We start from the raw sequence: 26410 nt of genomic DNA, 5'->3' as shown, positions 1-26410 counted from the left end.
GGCGGGTTGACAATCCGCCCCTAGGACTTCTTATAGAGAAGGGTTTAGGATCTGTTGAGTACGCTCGAACACGTCTAGACCTTGCTGTTTTAGCCAGTAAGGAAGGTCGATCAGTACCCAGTTCTCAGATAGCTTGTCGCCGTCACGGTAGTAAACGTCAACCACTTGCATGTCTGCACGTACTTCACCGCCTGTCATACCTAGGAAACCACCGATTGGCGTGTTAGATAGGTTTGGCCAGCCGAAGAAACAAGAGAAGTTACCTTCTGCGAAACGACATACGTGGCCGTTAAACTTCTTGTCTTTCAGGTTGTTACGGAACGGCAATTGGTGCTGCTGTTGGTAACGAGGGATTGTGTAAGACGCACCGATACCACATGGACCGTACCAGATCATGTCTTTAGACCAGCTCTTCTCAAGAACTTCTGGTGGGCAACCCATAGCACCGCTGTCGTTTAGTGCAGATAGGTCATCAACCATCTTGTTCACTAGTGCTAGTGTTGCTACGCCTTCTTCTGGTGCTGCGTCTTCGAACAGTAGACCGTCGTGGTTACGAGGACCAGGGTATACGAAGTGCTTACCTGTTGATGGTGGTAGTGGGTAACAACCCGCTTGGTCCATCGCACCTAGAAGGTCTAGGAATAGGCCAGTCTTAGTGATCTTGCCGTTTTCAACACAGTTAAACTCTGCGTAACGGATGTTCATGATTTTGCCAGTTGGGCGCATGCCTAGGTATTCAGCGTCGAATAGACCCATGAAGTGACCCATGCTCATTACCCAGATTTCACCTGATGTTACTTCGTTCTCACCACCGATGAAGATGTCTTGACGACGCTGCATGCGAGTCATTGATTTCATCAAAGGAGCCCAGAAAACGTCAGCCGCTGCTTGAGCGCCTTGTTGCTCACGGAATGGGTAAACACCACGCCATAGGTAATCTTTTGAAGTATGTGCTTTTAGTACTTCTGCCACGTTCTCGTGAGTTGCGTTTTCCATTGCGCTGAAGTATTCACGTACAACGCGTTTTGCTTCTTGATATTTAGACATAATAAACTCTCTTATTTGCTGTCGAGTCGGCTTTGGGAACAGGACTCGAAACTAAGTTTTTTCATCCGGCCGGGGAGCCAGCCGGAGTTTTTGAAATTCAGTTACGCTTTTGCTGCTTCGGCTTTTTTGCTCTTATCGAACACGCCGCCTTTTAGTGTCTCTGGCAGTGATAGCCATAGAAGACCAGCAAGGATCCATACGATTGGTGAACCCCACATTGCGGTTTGTAGGTCGGTACGCTCTTGGATGAAGATAAGTACCATTGGTGCCCACATACCGAGGATACGACCGCCGTGGAATAGCGCTGCGCCGTAGCTACGTAGGTGTGCTGGGAACAGTTCTGAGAAGTAACCACCCCATACCGCTGAAGAAGACAGACCGAAGTTGTAAATCAGACCAAGTAGAGCCAGCATGTTTAGGCCGCCAATCACCATGTCGCCAGGTGCAACAAAGAAGATTGAAACCATGATGCCCGCTAGGATGAAGCCAAATGCGTTCACCTTACGACCGAATTTGTCAGCTACCCAACCCCAGAACCACGCACCAAACAGTGAACCAAATGCTGAGATAGAGAAGATGAGACCGATGGTTGCACCGTCGAACATACGTACATCACGTAGGTAAGTGGTTACGAAGCCACCAAAGAATTGGAAACCATAGAAGTTAAGGCCAGCCAGTAATAGACACGTTAGAGTGATCTTACGGTAAGGCTTGCTTAACATTTCGCCCCAAGAGCCTGTTTTCGCTGGTGCGTCTGATTCTTCCGCTTTTGCTTGTTCTTCTTCACCGTAAGCGATCACTTTGCTGTCGCTAGGTAGCACAAAGATCATGACCACAGCGGCTGCCAATGGTGGGATACCACCAACAAGCATTAGGCTTTCCCATGGTGCATCAATGCTTGCAATAAATGCTGCATACGCACCCATTACCATCAGTGCTACAGAGAACATAGAAGACGCGAATGCCGTCAACTTACCACGTACCGTTGGCGTAAATAGGCCGATCATCAAGCTTACTGCCACGGTGAAGTAACCACCCAGTGACAAACCAATGATGAAACGCATTGCTGCCCATGTTGTGTAGTCGGTGAACATCATATTGATGATCGTAGCGCCACCGTTTAGGGCTGTGATGGTAATAAGAGTGGATTTCTTACCAAATTTTGTTGCGAACCAAGCACAGCTCAATGCACCGATAAGTGCACCAACCGACTGCCATGTATAGAACTGGGCAGTGTCTGACAGGCTAATACCATCATACGCTTCAACGATGTATGGGCGTACGTAGTCAATAATTACAAAGTTATAACAATAGAAAAAGTAACCAACCAGTATCGCTAGATAGGCAGCTACCCTTTGAATCATAGGAACTTCGCTCATGTGTCTTTTGGCATTCATGACCGATAAACCTCTATTTCACTTAGGATTTGTTGCTATTCAAACTCAATGAACACGATCTTATTTGGATCATCTTCGATTTCGTGTCGGTGTGAATCATAGTTTTTTTAAGGTCATTAGATCCGTGATCAATATCAATTTTAAAATGAATGCGTACCCAATTGGTGGTTTTTAGTGATGGGAGTCTCATTAAATCGGTCTTTTTGGCATTTTTGAATATATAACCGTCTATATTGGTGATTGTAGTCACAGTTATGGCGGGATTATCGTTTAGATATGCTTTTTTAAAGTAATATCCAAGCACAAATAATTAGCACCCAGAATTATGGAAACCCTGAAATGGTTACGTACTCAAGTTTTGTGGTGATTGCGTTATACGTGTTAATCACCATATTAATCAGCTATTTAGTGAATAAGCGCTACAGCAATGGTGGCGACTTTTCTACGGGTGGAAAGCAATTTGGCTGGTTTACGGCAGGTGTTTCGATACTTGCGACTTACATTAGTGCGATGACGTTTGTAGGGATGCCAGGTTGGGTTTATAGCTCTGGCATGGAAGCGATGAGTATTCACCTTAACTATCCCATCGTTATTTTTTTCACTGTCATTTTCTTTGTACCTGTCTTCTATAAGCTGGGCCTGACTTCGATTTATGAATATCTTGAGCACCGCTTTGGGGTGTATGCAAGAACCATCAACTCGATTGTGTTCATTGTGGTTCAATGTATCTCTGCGGGTGTGATTCTGTATGCCGTGGCGCTGATCTTAGTGCAAGTTCTGCCTATCAGTATTTCTGAAGCTATTATCTACATTAGTATTTTCACCGCTTGCTATACCTATGCGGGTGGGATTTCCACGGTGATCTGGACCGATATGTTGCAATCTGCAGTATTGGTAGCAGGCAGCATCGCTATCTTTGCCATTCTAATGACAGAGATTAATGCGGCAGATTACCTTTCTCGTGATCACCTGAATATCATCAACTTAGATTTTGATTTGGGCGTAGATACCACACTCTGGGCTGGCGTGGTTGCCGTGAGCTTTTTGCATTTGAGTGTGTACGGCACCAACTAATTGATCATCCAACGCACGTTAGCGACGAGATGTGAAAAGACGGCGCAGAAGTCGATGCTGTTGTGTGGTTACGGTGCGTTTTTCGTGTACTTGTTCTTCGCGGTACTCGGTGTTCTTTTGAGTGTTTTCTATCAAGATCAATCGTTTGAAAACAGCAATGAAGTGATTTTGGATTTCGTCTTCAACCACACTAACCCAATCGTCGTTGGTTTGATCATTTCCGCGTTGGCGGCGGCCGCAATGTCGACCTTGGATTCGACCTACAACTCAATTGCGACTGTCGCAACGTTCGATATCTACAAGCGTTTCGTTCGCAAGAGTGCCGATGATGAGCACTACGAAAAAGTCGCAAGAAAGATGAGTTTGCTAGCTGCGGCTATGGTGGTAGTGCCAGCTCTTCTGGCGGTATCGAATGAATCGGTACTCAAAACCATCGCTAGCCTGACTTCCATCTTTGTTGGTATCCGTCTTGGGTCATTCGTGCTTGGCTTATTCTGGGCAAAAGCCAATGAGAAAGGCGTGATCGTTGGCAGTATCATGAGTGTGATTGCGGTGTTTACTGCAATGTATCTCGACGTGGCTTGGCCGTGGTTCGCGCCAATTGGTACGTTTGTCTTCCTTTTGTTTGGTGTGTTAGTGAGCCGTCGTTGGGGCGCTGTGACTGCCGAGCAACAAATTTTTATCAATAATCAAAAACATCTTTTTGCAAAGCCAACCGCAAGCCATTACGGGCTGTTGGGATTCGCCGTGGCGACCATCGCTGCTTGTATGGTTCTCCCTGATTGGCTTTATGCTGCATTGTCGTAATAGGTAAGTTTATGCTGTCCATCTTTGATATTTACAAGATTGGTGTGGGCCCTTCTAGCTCTCACACCAATGGTCCAATGATCGCGGGTTACCACTTCACTCGTTTGATTGAATCGAACTTGGCAAAAGTGGTTCGTATTCAAGTCGATTTATACGGCTCACTCTCGTTAACGGGGATTGGTCACCATACTGACCGTGCAACCATTTTGGGTCTGTTGGGTAACAAACCAGATACCATCAAAATCGCTTCTGCGAACAAAGCGATGCGCAAGGCGATTGAAGAGGGCATGATGTCTGTCGATGGCCGTCATGAAATCGAATTCAACTACAAAACGGACATGTTGTTCCATGAAGAGAACCTTCCTCTGCATGAGAATGGCATGACGATTACTGCGTTAGATGCGCACGGCTATCAGGTTGGGTTTGAAACTTACTACTCTATCGGTGGTGGGTTCATTGCAACGGCGGATGAACTGCAAAATGGCAGTGCGACTGCTCCCGTAGAAGTTGAGTTCCCATTCTCCAGTGCGGACGAAATGTTGGCGCAGGCAGAGAATAACGGCATGAGCCTTGGCGGCATGATTCTGAAAAACGAACAAGCGTTTCAGGATATGGAAGCCATCAATCAACGCGCAGAACAGATCTGGCGTGTGATGACGCGTTGCATGGAGCGTGGTTTCGAAACAGAAGGTATCTTGGATGGCGGCTTGAACGTGACCCGCCGTGCGCCTAACTTGCTGAAGAAGCTTGAAGCAAATGAAGCAATCGAAAACGATCCGATGGAAATCATGGATTGGATTAACCTGTTTGCTTTTGCTGTGAGTGAAGAAAACGCTGCTGGTGGACAAGTCGTAACGTCGCCAACTAATGGTGCGGCGGGTGTGATTCCTGCGGTATTGATGTACTATCATCGCTTCATCAAAGAGCTTGATACTAAACAGCTTAAAGACTTCCTTGCTGTATCTGGTGCGATTGGCATCTTGTACAAAACCAATGCGTCTATCTCGGGTGCCGAAGTGGGTTGTCAGGGCGAAGTCGGTGTTTCTTCTTCTATGGCGGCAGCTGGCTTGACCGCGCTGCGTGGTGGTAGTAATGAGCAAATTTGTATTGCGGCCGAGATCGCCATGGAGCACTCACTAGGCATGACTTGTGACCCAATTGGTGGCTTAGTGCAAGTACCGTGTATTGAGCGTAATGCAATGGGTGCAATGAAAGCGATCAATGCATCTCGCATGGCACTAAAGCGTAATAGTAAATGTTTGATCTCGTTGGATAAGGTGATTGAAACCATGTACCAAACGGGCAAGGACATGAACAAGAAATACCGCGAGACGTCACAGGGTGGGTTAGCTTTGATTCACCTAGCGCCGCCTTGCGAATAATGAGTTAGGCACATCTAACCAACAAAAAAGCCGAAGCACTGAGATGCATCGGCTTTCCTTTTTTGGAACGTTTATAATTTAGCTATGCGTTTGCTCACCTTTTGGTGTGCTTTGGTTTGGTTGATAGTGCAAAATCACCATCGAGGTGGGTGACAGCAAGACTTCGCCTTCAGCATGTCCTGGGTTGAGGTTACGTACGTTTGTATCACAGATCGTCACCCACTCTTGCTTTCGCTCATTGGGGAGCTTAAAGCGAGCTGTGGCGTTAGTTTGGTTGATGAGGTAGACCAGCTCTTGTCCTTCTTTACCGATACCAAGGTGAAGTGCGACAGAGCTTAAACGGTTCCAATCATCGTGCTCCATTAAGCGACCGTCTGTACGGCGCCAGAAAATACGGTTGTTATTGCGATTCTCGCCACTGAAAGCTCGGATAAATGGCACCATGTATTGATTTCGGTTGGCGACCATTTGTGACATCCATGCTTTGAAATGTTGCTTACGTTCTGTCTCTTCCCAGTTCAGCCAACTGGTTTCGTTATCTTGGCAATAGGCATTATTGTTACCGCCTTGGGTGTGAGACAGAACATCAGCAGTGAGAATGTGTGGGATACCGAAGGCAAACAGCAAGCTAGCAATAAGGTTGCGTTTTTGCTTCTCACGCGTGGCGATGATCATCAGATTTTCCGTCTCGCCCTCAACACCGTAGTTTTCTGAACGATTGTCACCGTGACCGTCGCGATTTTCTTCGCCATTGGCTTCGTTATGTTTGTGCTTGTAAGACACTAAATCTTGCAGTGTGAAGCCATCGTGATACGTGATGTAATTTACGGTGAGTTTGTATGGCCAGTTCGCTGCACTATAAATGTCACGAGAGCCCATTAATCGAGTGGCAAACTCTTTTAAATAGCCTTGATCACCGCGCCAAAAACTGCGGGAAATATCACGCAGTTTGTCATTACATTCGTTCCAACCAAATGGAAAGTTACCCACTTGGTAGCCATTTGGACCAATATCCCAAGGTTCGGCAATCAATTTGGTTTCACGCAAAATTGGGTCTTGCGCAACGGCTTTAAAGAAAGCGGCTTCTGGGTTGTAATCATCGCCCTGTCGACCTAACGTTGCAGCCAAGTCAAAACGGAAGCCATCGACTTTAAATTCGCTAACCCAGTAGCGCAATGTATCCATCACAAGGTTTAAGGCTGGTTGGTAGGTGAGATCCACTGTATTTCCGCAGCCAGTGTAATTGGCGAAGTGGTTGCCATGTTTGATGTAAAAACAGGAGTCGAGGGCTTTCAGGTTGAAAATTGTAGGCCCTTCACCACCTTCAGCAGTGTGGTTGTAAACCACGTCGAGAATCACCTCAATGCCGTTTTTATGCAATTCGCGAATTGTTGTTTTTAATTCCGTAACGGCGTCTTGTTCTGCGTAGCGCGGATCGGGCACCATAAAGAGATAAGGGTTGTATCCCCAATAATTGACCTTTTCCATCTCTAGTAGATGAGGCTCATGCATGCATGCTGCGACAGGTAGCAATTGCAGCGTGTTGATGTTTTGCTGTTTGTAAAAGGCCAGCATTTCAGGTGATGCAAGACCTAAATAGCGCCCCTTCAGCTTGTCCTCAACCTCTGGGTGGCGTTGGGTAAGCCCTTTGACGTGCGTCTCAAACAATACCATCTTTTCTCTGGGTATACGCGGGTGATCCGTGTTTTGCCAGTCAAAATCATCTTCGATAACGACGCACTTCGGCATATCGAAACTTTTGGCTGGAGAGTAGGGAGGGTGATAGTGGAGGGCTTTATCTATTGATTTTGCGTACGGATCAGAAATTAACAGTGGCTCGTCCTTGTGGGAGACAAGGTAACCGTATTTTTGCCCCGGCTTAATATCTGGAATAAAAGTATGACGTATGCCAGCGTATTCATTCGGTAAACCGTGAAGCTCGTAGCTGCCATCGTCTGCAAACAATGCCAGTTGAATGTCTTTTACGCCTGGAGCATGAATAGAGAAGTTACAGCCTTCTTTATTCAATGTTGCGCCCAGGGGGTAGGGGCGAGAGAGAAGTCGTGTCATCGGAGATACTTTATTTAATATTTATTGCTACCTTTAGGAAACTATAAGTTAAAAACTTTGTCTTACTAAGGTCAACCACCCTAAATATAAAAATATTCGTGTAATTTAATTACTTTATGTGACGGCTTAGAGTCAAAAATATGAAATGGCTATCACTTTGTAGCGGCTCAAAACCGAACAAACTTACTAATTCCTCCCTAGATTGGTGATCTGACTCGAAAAAACACCATTCGGTAAATTTTCTACTCCCTTCTCATCCCCCTTAAATTAGTTTAGGGCGGAGGAAGTCATCCTTGTACGCCTCGGGTAATCTCACAACTGTTGAAACAAACGGGGATTCGTTCCCATCTTACCTCTCTTTCTTTAGGTGTGTTTTTACTGCCTATATTCACCTAAAAGAGTGAGCAGGGAAGACAGAATTATAAATACCCTTAATGGAGTTAAGAATGAAAAAAGTAAGTGTAATTGCTGCTGCTGTTGCTGCAACTTTAGCTGCTGGTTCTGCGTTTGCAGTGGATTTTAACGGTTACATGCGCGCTGGTACTGGTATCAGCGGTAATGGTAATGGTGACCTTGCTGTAAACAAATTTGGTATTGGTCGTCTGGGTAACGAAGACGATAACTACTCTGAGTTTGGTTTGGCGGAAGAGTTGAAAATGGGTGACCAGACTTGGCGTATCGAATCTATGATTGCTTCTGGTGCTCCTGGTGCGAATGGTTGGGAAGATGCTGATTTTAACGTTGCTCAGTTTGCTGTAAAAGCTAAAGGTCTGATTGCTTCTGATAAAGACGCAACTATGTGGGCTGGTAAAACTTACTACCAGCGTAAAGATATCCACATCACTGATTTCTATTTCCTAAACACTTCTGGTACTGGTGGTGGTATCGAAAACCTCTCAGTAGGCAACCAAAAACTATCTCTAGCATTGATTCAAGATGGTGAAACTTCAGATTCAACGGGTTACATCTTTGATGCTCGTTTAGCGAACATCGGCCTTTGGGATAATGCTGCTCTTGAGTTGGCTGTTGCTTACAACTTTGCGACAGATTCTAACGATGCAAAAGAAGAAGCGGATGACGGCGTATTGGCGTCTGCGATTATCCATCAAGGTATGAGTAACGGTTTTAACCAAACAGTATTTCAATACGGTACAAATGGTTACGGTGTTCAAGCTGCTAACTTCTGGGGATCTGGTGCTTATTACGCGCGAGGTACAGAGGCATTTAATGATGCATCAGGCTTCCGTTTGATCAACTGGGGTGTAATGAACCTAGCTGAGAACTGGGAAATGGGTCACCAACTTGCTTACCTATCAGGTAGCGACATTGGTGGTCAAGCTGCTGGCGCTTACACAGGTAAAAACTTCGATATTGATCAATATTCTGTAGTTGTTCGTCCTATGTACAAGTGGAACGATACAATGCGCACAGTATTCGAAGCGGGTTACAACTCTGGTGAGAAAATCGCAGATAGTGGCCTAGCAAAAGAAGATTTTGGTAATGCTAAATTCACAGTTGCTCAAGCTTGGGCTATGGGTGACAGCTTCTGGGCTCGTCCAGAACTACGTGTATACGGAACTTACTTGCTAGATACTGAAAATGACAATGCGTTCAACGGTGACGATACAGAGTTCGTATTTGGTGTTCAAGCTGAGGCTTGGTGGTAATCAAATAAACTCTTAGTTATCTAGCTGTCCTAGTCAAATAGCCGACATCAGTCGGCTATTTTTCTAAGGGTTATTGAAAAGTTAGACGTTTCATTAAAGTCACTCTAAGATGCTTTAGTGCCAAAACCTTTAGAAAAATAACTAGAAGGAAAAAGTATGTACTTCCGTGCCCTCATGTTAAGTGGATGTGTAGCGCTTGCTGGCTGCCAATCCACTGAAGTTATCGAACAAGTTCAAGTTGCTCAAATGCAACAAGTTGACACACTCTCTGAACTTCAATCGGTAAAAATGAAGCTTCCTAGCTCTGCCATTATTGATATCACTGCTCAAAGCCAAGTTCTGAAGTATCAGAATATCGATAGCCGTGTCGCTGTGTTTGAGCTTCCAGCAGATCGTGGTGAGTTTGCTATTAAAATCACCAGTCTAATCGAAGAGACGGCTTTTGTACCAAGAGCAGTTATTGTCGATAAAAATGGTAGAGAGCTCGAAAATTATGATAAAACTGAATTTGAGTACAAAAAACCTCGCCTGCATCTTGGTAATCGCTTGGCTGCCGAAAAAGACTTTTTCCCCCCAACGGGATTAGATTCTGTTTATCTTATTATTTATACAGATAAAGCCGACCTTGGCGGGTTTACCGAAGTGATTCACCCCGCGCGTTTGGACGCTGAGGGGAGAGGTAACTACTTACCAGAAGTAAAAGATATTCCAATTCCTAACAGTGATACAGGTAAGATTGAAGTCTCGATTGACCGTGTGAGTTTCTTCTCAATCGGAACATCAAGTAATGAACCAGCGGCGGCTCCAATTGCGGCTAAGGCGGTTGAATCAGTACAGCCTGAAACACAAACTTACTACCACAACGCAATTAAAGCGGCCGTAAAAGCAGATGATATCCCTAAAGCTCTGAGCTTACTTGATGAAGCAAAAGCGTTAGGAATTGAAGGTGCGCAAGAAGTATTTGTAAAAGCAGTTAATAGTAAATAGATAATTTTAAAAAGCCGGCTAAGATAGTCGGCTTTTTTATTACGCATTTAGTTATCTTTTTCACATATTATATTATTCCTATTTAAAATTTATTTTATTTCGATCCATAATATATATGTTCTAATTTAATTAGTACTTGGTCTAATAAAAATAAGGATATAACGTGAAAAAAATAATTATAAATACAGCATGTACTTTAGCTGCTGTGTCTATCTTGTCTGCTTGCTCGTCCACATCATCAGAAAATACAACCCAAGGTGAAGTAAATAATGCGGTTGCGTTTACGAGCACGCAGATTGATATAATGACAAATTGTAGTTTGCCGGATTCAGCCGAATCTGGCCCATTGTCTAAAGACATTTTTGTTGTAGGTAGTTTCCCAAATGCAGATTGGAAGCACACTGCCGAGCGCAAGCTGACCTATAAGGGGAACAATGTCTATCAAGTGATTACCGATGAAATTTCAGGTAATTATAAAATGCAGTATGCCGCTGAACAATGGAAACCACAGTTTACTGCCAAAGGTAAAAAATTATCGGTCGGACAATTAAATGAACTGACTTACGGTGGTTACGGTACAGATACAAAACTAGAAATTAAAGAGCCTGGTAAATATCTTTGGAGTTTAGAATTTACAGATGATGGCTCACCTTATTCAATTATGGTAAATAAGTGCCAATAATATTCCATTCAATTATTTAAAATCTATTTTTATTTATTAACCCCTGCATGAAACACATGTCGGGGTTAATTTTATTACTCAAATTTCCGTAGTTTATTTGAGTAAGTTAGGGAGAATAAAATGCGTAATATCCTACGTAACCATCGCCTGTCTCGATCGTTGCTTGCGTTAAGTGTGATTGGTGCTTTATCTGCGTGTAATTCTTCTGGTGGTGGCGACACTAATAGTAGCACTCCGCTACCGGATACCAGTTATGCTTGCCAAGCCAATGTCATGGCGCAAAGTAACCAACTTCGTACTTATCAAATCATGGTAGAGAGTTTTGTAGATGGTGATGCGAGCATTGGTCACGGTACAGGTTATGGCACCAGCCATCATATCGGCGATTTGCAAGGAGTGATTGATTCACTCGATTACATCCAAGATTTAGGGATGAACGCGATTTGGTTGACGCCAGTTTTTGAATCGGAAGCGATAGCGGGCCAAGAACACTGGGCCGATCGTCTGGATGCCACGGGCTACTTTGCTACGGATTACTTCACCATTGATCCACGTTTTGGTGATTTAGAAACGGCGAGAACCTTGGTCGATGAAGCACACAAACGCGGTTTGTACGTGTTTTTTGATGGCGTATTTGGCCACCATAAGAATGGTTTGATCAAACCATCTCCCTCCGGTTTGTTGCCATCGGGATCGAGCAACCCCGTTGATTACCCAGCCAGTCTCGATTTCTACAAAGAAGTGGCAACGTATTGGATCAAAGAACTGAAGATTGACGGCTGGCGTTTAGATCAAGCCTATCAAGTTCCGACAGACGCTTGGACACAACTTCGTAAAGCCGTCGATGAAGCCTCACAAAGTGTGACGTACACCAATAGCAAAGGCGAACAAGTGAATCCGTTGGGTTACATGGTGGCAGAGATTTGGAAAGGGGAGTCTGAAATCGCGAATGAGGCGTATGGATCGAACAGCGATCCAGCATTGTGCTCTGCATTTGATTTTCCTATGCGATATCGCATCGTTGAAACTTTGGCCGTGAATGAGAGTGGCGTGGGTGGTCGCGGTGCGGATTGGTTAGACAACGGCTACAGCACACACAACCAATATCCAACACATGCGCAGCCGAATTTGATGATCGGCAACCATGATTTAGTGCGCTTTGGTGACTTGTTACAGCGCGGAAATTTAGCGGATGTGAATGATGTGGAATATTGGTTACGCCATAAAGCCGCATTTGCTTTCCAAGCGGCGTACACCGGGCCAATCACGTTGTACTACGGTGATGAAATCGGGGATCAAGTGGATGGTTTTGCCGCAAAAGAAGACAACAGCACCTGCGCCATTCAAGGTTTGTGCGATGATCACGTTGCGCGCAGTAGTGCGAAAATTGAAGGCGTGACGGCGACGCTTGATGCAAACCAAGCCGATCTCAAATCTTATGTGACATCGCTGATGACAATGCGCGATGCGCATCCTGCACTTTATCAAGGGTCACGCACGAATTTAGTTGCGAGTAACGGCAGTTATGTGGACTTGAAACAATCTGGTTCGGACAAAGTCTTGTTTGCGCTAAATACCTTAGAGAGCGCTAGAAGCGTCACTCTTACTCAGGAGAGTGTTGGTACTGGTGAGTTGGTGGATTTGCTCACGAATGAAAAAATTACTCCGAGCAATGGTCAATATCAGATTCTGATGTCGCCACTACAAGGACGATTCTTTGCGGTAAAACCTTAAGGAATTATCCAGAATTGATGCTCACCAGTTGAGCTGACCACAAGCTTTCTTATAAACAAGCCAAGTGTTGTTGCTGACCCCCATAGGCGCACACTTGGCTTTTTTCTGTCTGTTTTACTTTTCCCTTAATGGTTTTACGACGATGTAGCCAACAAGTTGCTTCGCTTTTTGTATTGGCGTTTGTTTTCAGCAGATGGATATTTGTGAGATAAGCTGCACATTAAAAAGTAAATTAACACTTGTGCAACGTAAAAATGTGACTGAAGGATTATTTATGCCCCACTAATATGTTTATCGTGTCTGGGATTTATATAACTAATGGAAAAGTATAATGAAATCCATAACGAACTCCCTCTGTCTCCTTGCTGCTGTTAGCTCTCCGTTTGCATATAGCCAAATTATCAACGGTGACTTTGAGCAGTGGAATGGCAATGTACCTACGCAGTGGTCAGAGATTGACGCGGGCATCGCGGTGTCGCCAAGCAGCGAACAAATCAAATCGGGCGGCCTGGCTGCTCAAGTCGTCGTGAATACAGGTACCCAAAGCAACACCGACTTTTTGCAAACCATTAATGTGGAGCAAGGGAAAACCTATCCGTTTTCTGTCTCGGTTTATCATACCGAAGGAAATGTAAAAGCACGTCTGGTGGTTGATGGTTATCACAATTACTCGAACCCACAACAGATAAACCAGTGGCAAGAGCTCGTGCACAATTACACAGCGAGCTCGAACAAGACCATCAACGTCGGTTTGCGTTTTTACGATGAAGCCAGTTTTGATGGCTCAGAAGTTGTCTACGTCGATAATTTTCAACCGACCGAGACAAGTACACAACCTCCTGTAGAAAGTTGTAGTGATCACCAAGTGGTCTTGACTCTCACAACCGATAATTATGGTTCAGAAACTAGCTGGACGTTAAAAAACAACCAAGCTGAAGTACTGTTTTCTGGTCAGGGATATGAGTCAGCAATCACCATTGAAAAGAGCATGTGCTTAGCTGACGGTAACTACCAATTCACGATTCAAGACGAGTATGGTGACGGCATTTGTTGTGGCAGTGGCGCGGGGTCGTACACGCTGACTGAGGGAGATAAGACTCTTGCTTCTGGCGCTGAATTCTCGAAAAGTGAAACCACCGATTTTACGTTAGGTGACTCAACCACGACCCCACCAGTGGTTGATGGTTACTATCAAGCGGCATCTGGTAAGACGGGATACGCTCTAAAAACAGCGTTGTTTAACATTATCAATAATCACTCCAGCCGAGGCTATTCTGCGGTCTGGACCTTGGTAAAAGATGCCGATATTGATCGTTATTACGAAAATGATGGCTCTATTCTCGATATGTATTCTGAAAAGCCATCTGCTAGCGATACAGTAAGCTTTACCAAAGTCACAGACCAATGTGGCCAATACAAAACGGAAGGGGATTGCTACAACCGTGAGCACTCTTTTCCGAAAAGCTGGTTTGGCGGTAAGGTTGAGCCGATGAACTCAGACGGTCATCACTTGTTTGCAACCGATGGTTATGTAAACGCGAAGCGCAGTAATTGGCCATTTGGTGAAGTGGGCACCGCGACCTACGTGTCTAGTAATGGCTCTAAACTTGGCCAAGCAAGCACTAGTCTGGGCTACTCCGGTACGGTGTTTGAGCCGATCGATGAGTTTAAAGGCGATTTTGCTCGTGCCTATTTCTACATGGCAACCCGCTATGAAAATATTGTAGGTAACTGGGAAGGCAATTCAAGCAATGCGGATGCTGTCCTTGATGGTTCAAGTTCAAAGGTTTTTGAACCTTGGATGTTAAACATGCTTAAGCGTTGGCACAAAAATGATCCCGTTAGTGAAAAAGAACGAAACCGCAATCAACAAGTGTTTGATTTTCAGGGCAATCGTAATCCATTCATTGATCATCCTGAGTTTGTTGAACAGATTTGGGGAAACTAACACCTTTTTGATTTTGGTATCCACCATTTAGTGACGCCAACAAAACAAAGGGGAAGCGTGATGCTTCCCCTTTTTCATTACGGATGTTTTTAAATGAAACTAGTTTTTCGTTACCGTCACGATTGGCGCCGACTTGTCAGCCGCATTGAAGTGGAAGTTGTAGTTTCCTGCTTCTGCAATCGCAATTTTTAGGTTTGCGCTACCGCCACCGGCTTCCATCGTCAGCGCTTTACCAAGCTCAACACTGCCTTCACCACCGAAGTTGGTGTCTGCTGCCCAGTCTGCGCTCGCAACTTTCATCTCGTAGTTGCCCGCCGCTAGGGTAATGTCTAGCGAATAAACGTCATTTGCAACATAGCTGAACTTCGCTGTTGAGTCTTGTGCTGGAGCATCCCATGTAGTGATAGTGCCACGTAAGTAAAGTGCTGTTTCACCGAATGTTGGTGCATCTGCTGACTTGGTCACTGACACGACCGGTTTTTCTACGCTTTCATCTTGAACATGCAGCGCGTTCAGAGTGAAGTTGTACTTACCTGTTTCAGCAACAGACAGCTTACAGTTACCTTCTGAACCTAAGTCTAGTGAACCAGAAGCTATATTCGCAGCATCACAACCGATGTTTGGATTTGCCCAACCAGAGTCCGCGAATTTGAACTCGTGCTCACCTGCTTCAAGAACGCCAGTTACAGAGTACATGCCGTTGCCAATAAAGGTCATCGCCCAATCACTGCTATCAGACCACTCGTTCATCGTGCCTTTCACGTAAACAACGGTTTCGCCGTAAGGAGGAATGCTCGATACGTCTTTGTTATCCGTGTTTACTGGTAGGCCAGCACCTTGTGCGCCGTCTTGTGGCTGCACGAATACCGCTGTTGTCAGTGCTGGTACTGTGAACGTTTCATTGGTGAAGCTTGCACCTTTCACGATGTCATCCGCAGAGTTTTGTTGAACTTCATGTAACTCGAAACCAGTTGCGCCGGCAACTTTGAAAGATTTCTCAGTTGATGTTGAGTTCACAACGGCCACGATTGCATCGTAGTTCGAATCTAAATCGGCACCCGCTGAGGTACCATCGTCGATAGACATCACAATCAAGCCTTCCACTTGGTCTTTCCCTACGTTGCGGAAGTCAACACGGTTCATCACTTCTTGCGCGGTATCTAGGCGGAACAGTTCGCTTGTGCTACGGATTTTTAGTAGCTCTAGGAATTGTTGCTTAGTCAGCTCGATGTCGGTTGAATCTGGTTTCGCCGTGCTGTCACCAACGATGGTTTTGATCAGCTCCCAGTTTGCACCGTCTTTGTCTTCACGTGGTAGACCAACGTTCCAGTTATTGTCGCTTCCGTCGAAGAATACACGGTTGAACCAGTCACCAGAATCGTACGAGTCGCGCTGCATAGATTTAGAGCGCAATAGCTCAGAACCCATGTGGATGAATGGAATGCCTTGACCAAGCATCACCGTTGATAGGGACACAGACTGCATACGTGCACGCTCGGCAGATGAAGTGCCTGTCGCAATCTTGTAGGCGTTGTTATCCCACAATGTTTGGTTGTCGTGCTTAGACACGTAAGAGATGTTCTCTGATGGCACTTTTGTGTAGCCTGCAGGAGCACCATTGTAATCAACGTTCTTACCCAGCTTGGTTTCGCCTTTGTAATCAAGAAGGATGTAGTCAGCCAAGTTACCAGCCATACCTAGACGAACCAGATCTTGGTTGTGTAAACGACCATTCACCGACTCTGCGTCAGTTTTGGTTTCTTCGTTAGGATAAGCGGCGTTACCAAAGCCTTGGTTAAAGCGAAGTGGGTGCTTACCTTCAGAATCTACACCGCCATCAAACGGGCTTCCGCCACGAACTGCGTCACGCAGACGATCAGAGAAAGTACCGATTTCTGTCCCTGCCATGTTGACTTGTGTCGCCTGATCGAAGCGAGCGTTTTGCGCGACTTCACCAAAGTCCCAACCTTCGCCGTAGAACAAGGTATTCGGGTCAATTTCACGGACTTTTTCAAGTGCGTAAACCATCACATCTTTCGGCTGGTGGCCCATAAGGTCAAAACGGAAACCATCGACTTTATAGTCATCCGCCCATACCATCAATGAGTCAACCATTAGTTTACCCATCATCAAGTTCTCGGTTGCGGTGTTATCACAACAGGTTGAGTTTTCGACTCCGCCAGTGTTGACGTTTAGGCGGTGGTAGTACCCAGGGACAATCTTATCCAGTACTGATTTTTCGTTCACACCAGATGCATTTGTGTGATTGTACACGACGTCCATGACCAGTTTCAGATCCATTTTATGCGTCGCTTGAACCATTTCGCGGAACTCTAGAATACGCTTAGACCCGTTAGGATCGGTCGCATAACTGCCTTCTGGCACGGTGTAGTGGTAAGGGTCGTAACCCCAGTTGAAGCTGTCTAGCATGCGAAGATCGTTCATCAACGCTTGTGCTTTGCCCGTTGTTGGGTCGTAGCTATTTAATACCTCTTCAATCACTTTGCCGTCATCTTCGGTCTCACAAATGGAGGCTTCTGGCTTGATGCCACAAAGTTTACCCACGGTGTCGGTGATATCGACTCGCTTGTCAGCGTCTTCATCCACGGTTGCAATATCAAATGCTGGCAAGATATGTAGCGTTGTTAGGCCAGCATCTTTTAAAGCTTGTAAGTGAGATACAGACTCACGCTCAGGTTCTGTAAGCGCCAGATATTTGCCATCAAGACTTGGTGTGCCTTTGCTGTCGTTAAAGCTGAAATCACGAATGTGTGACTCGTAAAGGACGTGGTCTTCGTCTTTTTTAACCGTTGGGCGTGCGTAGTTTTTCCAATCTTGAGGCATTAAGCTTGGATCATCTAAATCAACCACTTGCGAGTATCGTGAGTTCTTAGACAAGCTCATTGAATATGGGTCTGTTACCAAACGCGTTTCAACGACGCCAGTTGTTGGGTGGTATACCTTAACTTGGTAGCGATAGTATTTGTTGACAACGTTGCTTTGTGCCTCAGAAACCCAGATACCTGTTGCTGGGTCTTCCGTCATGGCAACGGTCGCTTCTTCTGCTAAGTTTTCATCGTAGATTATCAGATCAACATCTTGGGCAGTTGGTGCCCATAGTTTGAAGGTTGCGGCACCGCCTTCCACAATCGCACCGAGTTCTTGACCGATCGCGTTACCTGCCTTGGAATCGGCAAACACCGCATCCAAAACGCCCGGTTTTTGCACTTCAGTTGCAGAAATGACGTCACCATTTGCGTTGTAAGCCACCATAACGATTTGTGACTTCAGGATCGTACGTAAGGTCGCGTCATCGACATCGATACCCGCAGCTTGAAGGCTAGCAAGGTGACGGAAGCGTGATTTCAGACCATCAGACAACTCACCAGCCTTTGTCAGCTCAACCGCTGTACCGCCAGAGATTTGCTTATCTTCATCCATTTTGATGTCATTGCTAAGGCTGTAGAACAGCTTCATGGAATCCGCACTGGTCGCCGCTTCCCATGCAATGGTGTTGGCGTCTAACCAATGGGCTTTTTGACCATCAATATCAACAGGGCGCTCTTCTATTGGCTCGTAGTAAAGTTCACTGCTGCCGTGGAAGCCAAACAAACCTTTCGATTCGCCGATTTTCGTCAACTCTACTTTTGAGTTTGCGCTGCCGAACGCTTTCTCATCACCTTTGTGCAGAATGAAGTTCATGCATTCGTGTGGGTCAGAGGCGTCAGGGTTTATTTTCAGTACGTAGTAAGCACCGTAGGTGTCGTTGATGCCATCGAATGGGTGTGGCGCAGACCAATCCGTTCCTGTTCCCGGAATGCCCATTGCGTCTAAATCTGTGCTGGTACAGCCCTCACCGTTCCATAGGTGCAAGCCCCAACCTTCGTAGTCGCTTGCTGTTGAAGCTGATGCTACGTCACGTTTGTAATAAATGACGACTTCGTTCTCTCCCGCAGGGTACAAGCCTGAGCCAGGGTTCGTCGTATCTTCGTTCGTGCTATCACTACCACAACCGCTGATTACCGCGACGGAAATCAAAGGCAGTACGGTTTTGGCAATTGTTGATAATTTAAATGTCTTATTGTCCACGTTTACAAATCCATTGTTATTGAATTGATATTGAGCTGCGCGCTGCCTTCGCTGACTCAATCATCAAGAAGGTTTTGCACACGCTAGAAAGGCAGATGCCAAAAAAGGAAATGTTCAATTAGATGCTAATACACTGAATCATCAGCAAAATGTGAGAGCAGGCTGTTAAGTTTTTTACAGGTGCAAATTTTCTGTCACAGTCGATTTTGTTCACAAATTAAATAATAAAACAGGCGCATAGTGAGAGGTTCTGCACATCATTAAAATGTGAATTTTTATGGGAGGAGTAAGGGGGGATGATAGGGGATGAGAATGTCTCAGCCCCAAAACCGTGATTAAGTTCTATAAAAATGAGGGCTATATTTTTCTTTTAAAAATAAGTTGCAGTGATGTTGAATAAAATACCGCCATTAAGTCTTCGCAAGCTTCAGATTTTCGCTAAGTGGTCGTTATATAATGAAGGTAGTCGGCGTTACGTCGGCGCGTAATCATAAGATTTCCCTGAAAGGGAGTTGAATTGGGCCCTGAAACCAAAAGAGGCTATTTATGAGTAGTATGGGCATTGCCATTGCGGCAACTGGCCTTTCACTCGTCCTGATATTTGTGTGGATGATCTCGTTGTCGATGCGGAAACAGAGACTCGAGGCAGAGAGGAAAGCTCGCGAAGCCGCTTATCGAAAGGCGATGCATAAAGCGCGAGAGCAAGAGCGTAAAGAGCGAGAGTTCAAAGCAGAAACCGGGCATATCCCCACCATTTTATTTCTAGCGAAAGAAGCCGAAAAGGACAACATTCGTCAAGCGCTGTATTGGTATGATAAAGCCGCTAAATTGGACAATGTGACGGGGATGTACGGCATTGTTCGCTTAAGTGAACGCATGCGCGAAGATGTGATTTTAAAAGAGCAGGCAAACTTCTGGCGTACCGCAATTGCGGGAATGGAAGGGGATACCGAAGCGAAATTTTCGACGGGCAAGGCCTTGGTCTTTGGTCGAGGAACTGAAAAAAATATCCCAAAAGGTAACCAACTGATTGAAACTGCCGCCGAAGAAGGCTGCATTGATGCCATGATTTATATGGGGGAATGGCAGCTTTCACCAGACAATAGTGCAGGACGCAGTGCAGATGCGCTTTACTGGTTTATGAAAGCGGCGGAAAAAGACAGTGCAGATGGCAAGATCCAAGTCGGCTTATGTTACCTAAATGGCATTGGTACAGAAAAAAGCATGGTTAAAGGTTGCTACTGGCTGGAACGGGCCGCGGAAGGTGGCAGTGCTAAAGCGATGTATCATGCTGGCGAAGCGTGGAAGGATAAAGGTAAAACGGGTAATGCAATTGCTTACGTTTGGCTGTTTCTTTCTGCCAATATGGGCTACCAACCTGCGCGTACGTTGCGTGATGAAGTGGCGACCAATATTGGTGTTGATGTTGTCGTTGGATTGCAGTCCATAGCGAAGCCGTTGCAAAGAAAGCTGGCCTCAGGAATGGTGAGAAAGCACTCTATTATTCGAGCCCTTAACAAAGTGTACAAACGCGAAGCGTATTTTCCTGCGGAAGAGGAGCTCAATGCGGTGTTGAATGACGAGAGTAAAGAAGCCTCCGAGGCTTGGGAGGAGGCATCAACACTAGATTTTCAGCCTAACATGACAACGGTAACAGCAGAAGGTCAGGTAAGCACATCGCCCAACGAAAAAAAACTTTCTAAAGAGGCGCTCGATTTCACTCAAAACTTCCTTCAACCATAACCTATCTTATCCAAAAGCCTCAAGATTGAGGCTTTTCTTTTGTCTTTAAAATGTTACGCCAAACCCAAGTCAGCTTAATGTATTTGAGGCTAGACATCCAATGACGTGAAAACTCATTTTCGACATTTGGAGGACGAAAGATGATAAGTCAACCTGTTAAAATCGGTGACGACACCGCCGTAGTCATTCCAAGCGTAATCCTGGCTCAGCTCGGGATAAGGGAAGGAGATACCCTAGAAATCGCACTGAATAAAGACAAAATGGAAATTAAGAAGATGGTGTTGAAAACCAGCGCGCCAACTTACTCTGAAGATATTGAGGAGAATTGAGTTAGAGAATCTTGGTTTGTCGGATACACTACTGGTTTCGCAAAACTGGCGCTTGCCGCTGTCTTTGAACTATCGATAACTACAATAAGAGGTAAGGTACTATGCAAGGTATCCTCTCTATACAATCTCATGTTTCTTTTGGTCATGCTGGTAACAGCAGTGCCGTTTTCCCAATGCAACGCATGGGTTTCGAAGTATGGCCGATTCATACCGTTCAATTTTCTAACCACACGCAGTATCAAGAAGGCTGGACTGGGCGAGCGTTTGCGGCTGAAGACATCAGCGAGTTAGTTCGTGGACTTGGTAACATCGGCGCGCTGGAAAAGTGCCAAGCGGTATTGACGGGCTACCAAGGTAGCGCAGAGCAGTGCCTTGCTGTTGAAGATACCGTGACGAAAGTGAAGCAAGCGAACCCGAACGCACTTTACGTTTGCGACCCTGTGATGGGCGCGCCAGACAAAGGCTGCATTGTGGCTCCGGGCATTGCTGAAAATCTTCTAACGCGTTTGATGCCAATGGCGGACGTGATCGTTCCGAACCAATTCGAGCTAAGTCAATTTGCTGAGATGGAAATCCACTCACTAGACGATGCGATCACCGCATGCCAACGTGCGCTAGAGAAAGGTCCAAAAGTTGTGCTAGTTAAGCACCTTTACTGCCTAGAAAATGGCAGCTTTAACATGCTACTGGCTACGCAAGAAGGCATTTACCTTGCGAAGCGTCCTCAATTTGAGTTTGCTAAACAACCTGTTGGCGTGGGCGACCTTATCTCGGCGATCTTCACTTCAGGATTGCTGAAAGGTTGGTCTCCTAAACAAGCTTTCCAACATTGTCACGACGCGTGTTACGGGGTGTTAAGCGCCACTTACCATGCAGGCGAATGGGAACTGCAAACCATCGCAGCGCAGCAAGAGTTTGTTGAGCCAAGTAAGCATTTCTCAATTGAAGAGGTGGCTTTGGTCACCGCGTAATTGAGCGCAATTAAACAAAAAAGGGGAGCCATCATCGGCTCCCCTTTCTCTTTGTTCTGTCAGTCTTACTGAGCTTTTTGCTGCTCTGATTTACAAACTGCTGCCGTAAAGACAACGTCTGTTGAGCTGTTTAGCGCAGTTTCTGCAGAGTCTTGAATCACACCGATAATGAAGCCAACTGCTACAACCTGCATTGCTACGTCGTTTGAGATACCAAACAGGCCACACGCAAGTGGGATAAGTAGTAGAGAGCCGCCTGCAACACCTGATGCGCCGCATGCAGAAACCGCAGCTACAATACTTAGAAGTAGCGCAGTCAGTAGATCAACTTCGATACCCATAGTGTGCACAGCTGCAAGCGTTAGCGTTGTGATAGTGATTGCAGCACCAGCCATGTTGATGGTCGCACCTAGAGGGATAGATACTGAGTATGTATCCTCGTCCAGTTTTAGCTTCTCACATAGTGCCATGTTTACTGGAATATTCGCCGCACTTGAACGAGTGAAGAACGCTGTTACACCACTTTCACGTAGACAACGGAATACAAGTGGGTAAGGGTTTTGTTTGGTTTTAACGAACACGATCGCCGGGTTTACAACGAGTGCGATGATCATCATTGCGCCAAGAAGAACCGCCAGAAGGTGTGCGTAGCTTGCTAGCGCGCTAAAGCCCGTTGTCGCAAACGTTGAAGCAACCAAGCCAAAGATACCAAATGGTGCAAGACGAATGATAAAGCGCACAATGTGAGACACGCTGTGGCTTAGATCTTCAAATACGGCCTTCGTTGTCGCCGATGCGTGGTGTAGTGCAAGACCCAGACCCACACCCCAAGCAAGAATGCCGATGTAGTTTGCTTCTACTAGTGCATTTACTGGGTTGTCGACCAGTTTAAACAACAATGTGCGTAGAATTTCAGCAATACCTTGAGGAGGCGTTGCACCTTCAGCGCCGGTGACAAGCGTTAAATTGGTCGGGAAAAGGAAGCTTAGAACCACTGCTGATAGCGCCGCGAAGAATGTACCCATCAGGTACAGTACAACGATTGGGCGCATGTAAGTGTGTTGGTTTTTCTTTTGGTTTGCAATTGAAGCGGCAACCAAAATAAACACAAGAATTGGCGCGATCGCTTTAAGCGCACCGACAAAAAGGCTACCAATTAATCCCGCGCTTTCGGCATGGCTTGGAGAAACTGTCGCGAGCAAAATACCAAAGACGATACCGACAAGGATCTGGACGACGAGGTTACCACGAGCATATCGGGCAACGAGGCTGTTGTGTTGCATACATCATTCCTGCAATTTTATGCCAGAGTGGCAGGGCAATAGTCCATCATTACACGGCGATAATGCCCTTATATTACAAGGGGTGAGCATTGCTTCTGGTCACTAAGACACATGATTATCAATTATCCTGTTTTTATAAATTCAGCCATTTTCTTGCTGAATATCACATATCTTAGCTTGGTAATATTTTGTGTCTAGTTTTAGTTTGTTTTTGGATTAAATGTTTGCTCAATGTTATTTAAATAAGATTTTTATGTTGAAAATTATCATTAGTTATGAGTAATGGTTTTTAATAAAGTTGTTAAAAAGGAGACTTTCGTCTCCTTTGATTTTATTGACAACTCAAACGCAACAAATTAATAACTTTGTTGGCGCCTGCGCTTATCACTCATGGCATTGCGAGCAAGTTTACCGAATCGTCGACTTTGTGCTCGTTGCTCTGCCAAAGTTGCGCCGTTAAAGGCTTGTTCTCGCAATAGTTTTTGATAGTTATTGAAACGACGAACCTCCAGTTTGCCATTTGCAATCGCAGTTTGAACTGCGCAGCCTGGCTCAGTTTGGTGCTTACAATTGCCAAAGCGACAACGCTGAGCGAGCGCCTCAATGTCAGAAAATGCCTCACTGACCCCCGATTCACAATCTGCTAGTTGAAGCTCGCGCATTCCCGGAGTATCAATCAAGATGCCGCCATCAGGTAATAGATGGATAGAGCGCGATGTAGTTGTATGTCGCCCTTTGCTATCGTCTTCACGAATATGCCCAGTTGCCTGTTCTTGTTGCCCGAGTAATGCATTAACAAGAGTTGATTTGCCAACGCCTGAAGAACCGATAAAAGCGAGGGTTTGTCCTTCTTTGCACCAGGTCATGAGTTTAGAAGCACTCTCTATTTCTAAGCCGTTGACTGTCTCTATAGCTAATAGAGGGTCGAGCTTCTGTACTTGGCTTTTTAGTTCATCAGTATTGTCACACAAATCGGCTTTGGAAAGCACGATGACGGGTTCGACTTCGGCTTCATGAGCCAAGGCAAGATAGCGTTCAATACGACTTAAATTGAAGTCGTCGTTAAGGGAACAGACGATAAACACTGTATCCACATTGGCTGCGATAAGTTGCTCTACCACTTTGCTGCCAGCGGCTTTGCGGCTAAAGAGGCTCAAGCGATCCAGTAAGCGAACAAATTGCTGATCTTCATTTAAGATTACCCAGTCTCCGACGGTCATATTGGGTAAAGAATGGTGGGCATTAAGATGAACTTGCCCAGTTTCTGTTGCCAATAAATAACCACTTCGGTGATGCGCAATTACACGAGCAAAGATAGTGTTGTCGTAATCGTCTAATGTCAGTTGTTGCTGAAAAAATGGTTTCCAACCCAATTGTTTTAGAGGGTTTGAAGTTGAAACTAATGTGTCACAAAAAGTATGTGTTTGATTCATTATTGAATTATCCCAGACGCAACAAAGCGCCTTAATACAAATCGCATTAGGGTCTAATTCGGATAGAGTTGACCCCGGTGAAGACCGGGCAGAGAAGGGGAGTTGTGGCTATGCCACAGAGTTGGTGCTGTTAGGGTTACCCTTGCGATGCCCAGTTAGTGTTATTCAATACAATCATCTTGTGTCCTCTTCGTTGGTTAATAAATAAGTGAGTTAATTAAGCCAAAAGAGTATAGCCGCCCTTTTTTAAAGAGGGTAGCTATACTGCAAAAATATTAACTTTGTTTTGTGATGCGCTCTTCCATAATCTGCGAATACGTGTTGGCTTTTAAGCCGTATATGATTTGGACATGACGATCATCCAATATCACGACGCCATGCGCGCCATGATTCTTGAGTGCGTTCTTATCGATGACGGACGTCGCTCTGAGGGTAAGACGCAGCCGAGTCGCACATGCACCAGTTTCTAGCAGGTTCTCTATGCCCCCAATGGCGTCAATGATCGTATCGACGTCTTGTTCGACATTGGGGTTGGTATGAGTTAGGAAATTGAAAAATTGCTTCAGCACTGACTTAACCGTCATTTGAAGAGTCTTCGGTCGTTAGTTTTGAAATGGCTTCAACAATCGGTGCCGGTGAGAGCGTATGCGGTACTTTAGTGATTAACGTGCCATCCGGCTTCAAGAAGTAAAAGTAAGAGCTATGATCCAGCGTGTATTTTAGTTCTGAGCCTTCCAATTCTGTCTTGCGGAAAATGACACCATAGTTGTGTGCCAAAGGTGTCGTTACATCAAGTGGTGCCGATAGGCCTTCAATCATTGGATGGAAGTAATGGGCATATTTTGCTGATGCATCGGCCTCATCACGCTCTGGGTCTAAAGAAATGAACATCGGGCGTAGTTGTGCTTTTTGCGCGTCGTCAATTTGATTCAGTGCTCCTGCCAGCATTGCAAGAGAAGTTGGGCAAACGTCTGGGCAGCGAGTAAAGCCAAAATAGACGACTCGGATGCGAGGGTCATTCACATCGAAGATATTGACGGCTTGGTTATTTTCCCCAAACAATACCGTTTGTTGAGAGGTGGAACTGTCCACTTGCTCTGGCTTCGTTTTCTGATTATCTAAATAGCTCTTTACGCCAAACCCGAGTGCGAAAGCAGCTACGAGAAATAGGGACCAATTGTGGCTCATAACGATTCCTTATCTTTGCATTTTTATAGCAGGGTAAACGGTATTCTCTCCATCACTGAGTTCACCAACCCAAGTCATTGCATCCTCCGTGCAAACCGGGAGAATGATGTCACCTTGATATTGGCCAGGAGCGATTTGCTTCAGCAAAAACTTAGGCTCACCCATCTCCATTTCTCTTCCTGAAAGACTTAGGATGAGTTGCTTAGCATCGCTTGTATGCCACTCAACATTTAGAGTGGTAGGAACCAAGGGTTGAGCAGTTTCTGATTTTAGCGTCATCGTAACATTTTCTTGGACGCAAGAGGTTGTAGAGAGAAAGCAGTATTCATCTATTGACTTGCTTTGAGTGGAAGAAGAAAAGCTTTTTATTAGAGTCGGGGCATAAAATCCCGCAACTAATGCGGCTGAAACAGCGGCGATTTGTAACAGTTTCATTAAGGTTCAGCATTTATCACTTAACATTACGAGCATCGTAGCACAGATGCGCCGCTCGCCAACTCGTGACCTCGGTAAATTGTGCGTTATACCTCGGTGACCAGCTTCTTAGTAATGCGACGGACTTTATTGCATCAAATACAG

At 45.4% G+C, this 26410-nt stretch carries 18 protein-coding genes and 1 pseudogene; 10 read left to right on the top strand and 9 right to left on the bottom strand.

Annotated elements, in window-relative coordinates; all coding sequences use genetic code 11:
* Positions 1-30 precede the first annotated feature (30 nt).
* Together R7Z78_RS03010 and R7Z78_RS03005 are read right to left on the bottom strand one after the other, a co-directional pair.
* Entirely contained in the window at positions 31-1047 is a 1017-nt protein-coding gene (locus tag R7Z78_RS03010) for a nuclear transport factor 2 family protein (RefSeq protein WP_053350178.1), read from the bottom strand.
* 101 nt (positions 1048-1148) lie between these two features.
* Entirely contained in the window at positions 1149-2444 is a 1296-nt protein-coding gene (locus R7Z78_RS03005; RefSeq protein ID WP_025768655.1) for an MFS transporter, read from the bottom strand.
* A gap of 339 nt (positions 2445-2783) precedes the next feature.
* Between R7Z78_RS03005 and R7Z78_RS03000 the strand changes: the two are divergent.
* Both R7Z78_RS03000 and R7Z78_RS02995 read left to right on the top strand, forming a co-directional pair.
* Positions 2784-4325 (top strand): annotated as a pseudogene (locus R7Z78_RS03000) (sodium:solute symporter).
* 11 nt (positions 4326-4336) lie between these two features.
* Positions 4337-5707 carry an L-serine ammonia-lyase gene (locus R7Z78_RS02995; protein WP_104976391.1) on the top strand — a complete coding sequence of 457 codons (1371 nt, stop codon included), beginning with the start codon at positions 4337-4339 and terminating at the stop codon, positions 5705-5707.
* Positions 5708-5785: 78 nt separating this feature from the next.
* Here R7Z78_RS02995 and glgX read toward each other — a convergent pair whose 3' ends face one another.
* Entirely contained in the window at positions 5786-7777 is a 1992-nt protein-coding gene (gene glgX, locus R7Z78_RS02990; protein WP_104976392.1) for a glycogen debranching protein GlgX, read from the bottom strand.
* 446 nt (positions 7778-8223) lie between these two features.
* On the opposite strand from glgX, the gene lamB reads away from it, so the two are divergent.
* The 5 genes from lamB to R7Z78_RS02965 all read left to right on the top strand — a co-directional run bounded on the left by lamB (position 8224) and on the right by R7Z78_RS02965 (position 14795).
* Complete coding sequence (gene lamB, locus R7Z78_RS02985; RefSeq protein ID WP_053307973.1) at positions 8224-9444, top strand: maltoporin LamB; 1221 nt, start codon at positions 8224-8226, stop codon at positions 9442-9444.
* A gap of 156 nt (positions 9445-9600) precedes the next feature.
* On the top strand, positions 9601-10431 hold the full coding sequence (locus tag R7Z78_RS02980) for a MalM family protein (protein WP_053307972.1): 831 nt from the start codon (positions 9601-9603) through the stop codon (positions 10429-10431).
* 163 nt (positions 10432-10594) lie between these two features.
* A complete protein-coding gene (locus tag R7Z78_RS02975; protein WP_225452420.1) occupies positions 10595-11113 on the top strand; it encodes a glycosidase in 519 nt (172 codons plus the stop codon).
* A 120-nt stretch (positions 11114-11233) separates the two neighbouring features.
* Positions 11234-12847 carry an alpha-amylase family glycosyl hydrolase gene (locus R7Z78_RS02970; RefSeq protein WP_104976394.1) on the top strand — a complete coding sequence of 538 codons (1614 nt, stop codon included), beginning with the start codon at positions 11234-11236 and terminating at the stop codon, positions 12845-12847.
* Between the two features lie 331 nt (positions 12848-13178).
* Positions 13179-14795 carry an endonuclease gene (locus tag R7Z78_RS02965; RefSeq protein WP_104976395.1) on the top strand — a complete coding sequence of 539 codons (1617 nt, stop codon included), beginning with the start codon at positions 13179-13181 and terminating at the stop codon, positions 14793-14795.
* Positions 14796-14894: 99 nt separating this feature from the next.
* Here the strand turns inward: R7Z78_RS02965 and pulA are convergent, their stop codons facing one another.
* Positions 14895-18884 (bottom strand): pullulanase-type alpha-1,6-glucosidase, encoded by a 3990-nt coding sequence (pulA, locus tag R7Z78_RS02960; protein WP_104976396.1) that lies wholly within the window; start codon positions 18882-18884, stop codon positions 14895-14897.
* 546 nt (positions 18885-19430) lie between these two features.
* Here pulA and R7Z78_RS02955 point away from each other — a divergent pair.
* From R7Z78_RS02955 to pdxY, 3 genes are all read left to right on the top strand, one after another.
* The gene (locus tag R7Z78_RS02955) at positions 19431-20627 is read left to right on the top strand and encodes a tetratricopeptide repeat protein (RefSeq protein ID WP_104976397.1); all 1197 of its coding nucleotides are present in this window, start codon (positions 19431-19433) and stop codon (positions 20625-20627) included.
* A 140-nt stretch (positions 20628-20767) separates the two neighbouring features.
* Positions 20768-20956, top strand: a complete 189-nt coding sequence (locus R7Z78_RS02950; protein ID WP_017634469.1) for an AbrB/MazE/SpoVT family DNA-binding domain-containing protein — start codon at positions 20768-20770, stop codon at positions 20954-20956.
* Between the two features lie 101 nt (positions 20957-21057).
* On the top strand, positions 21058-21927 hold the full coding sequence (pdxY, locus tag R7Z78_RS02945) for a pyridoxal kinase PdxY (protein WP_104976398.1): 870 nt from the start codon (positions 21058-21060) through the stop codon (positions 21925-21927).
* A 65-nt stretch (positions 21928-21992) separates the two neighbouring features.
* Here pdxY and sstT read toward each other — a convergent pair whose 3' ends face one another.
* From sstT to R7Z78_RS02920, 5 genes are all read right to left on the bottom strand, one after another.
* Positions 21993-23210, bottom strand: coding sequence for a serine/threonine transporter SstT (gene sstT / locus R7Z78_RS02940; RefSeq protein ID WP_104976399.1), 1218 nt, complete (start codon positions 23208-23210; stop codon positions 21993-21995).
* Positions 23211-23566: 356 nt separating this feature from the next.
* On the bottom strand, positions 23567-24643 hold the full coding sequence (gene rsgA, locus R7Z78_RS02935) for a ribosome small subunit-dependent GTPase A (protein ID WP_005384642.1): 1077 nt from the start codon (positions 24641-24643) through the stop codon (positions 23567-23569).
* A 275-nt stretch (positions 24644-24918) separates the two neighbouring features.
* Positions 24919-25227 (bottom strand): PTS transporter subunit EIIB, encoded by a 309-nt coding sequence (locus R7Z78_RS02930; protein WP_005384641.1) that lies wholly within the window; start codon positions 25225-25227, stop codon positions 24919-24921.
* Positions 25217-25831 (bottom strand): SCO family protein, encoded by a 615-nt coding sequence (locus R7Z78_RS02925; protein ID WP_005384635.1) that lies wholly within the window; start codon positions 25829-25831, stop codon positions 25217-25219. The genes R7Z78_RS02930 and R7Z78_RS02925 overlap by 11 nt, the downstream gene beginning before the upstream one ends.
* 9 nt (positions 25832-25840) lie before the next feature.
* Positions 25841-26266, bottom strand: a complete 426-nt coding sequence (locus R7Z78_RS02920) for a hypothetical protein (protein WP_169644590.1) — start codon at positions 26264-26266, stop codon at positions 25841-25843.
* Positions 26267-26410 lie beyond the last annotated feature (144 nt).

The organism is Vibrio sp. 1167 (assembly GCF_033340375.1).
Classification (GTDB): domain Bacteria; phylum Pseudomonadota; class Gammaproteobacteria; order Enterobacterales; family Vibrionaceae; genus Vibrio; species Vibrio alginolyticus.
Note: the sequence above shows the minus strand (reverse complement) of the source record. Positions and strands in the feature narration are given on the sequence as shown.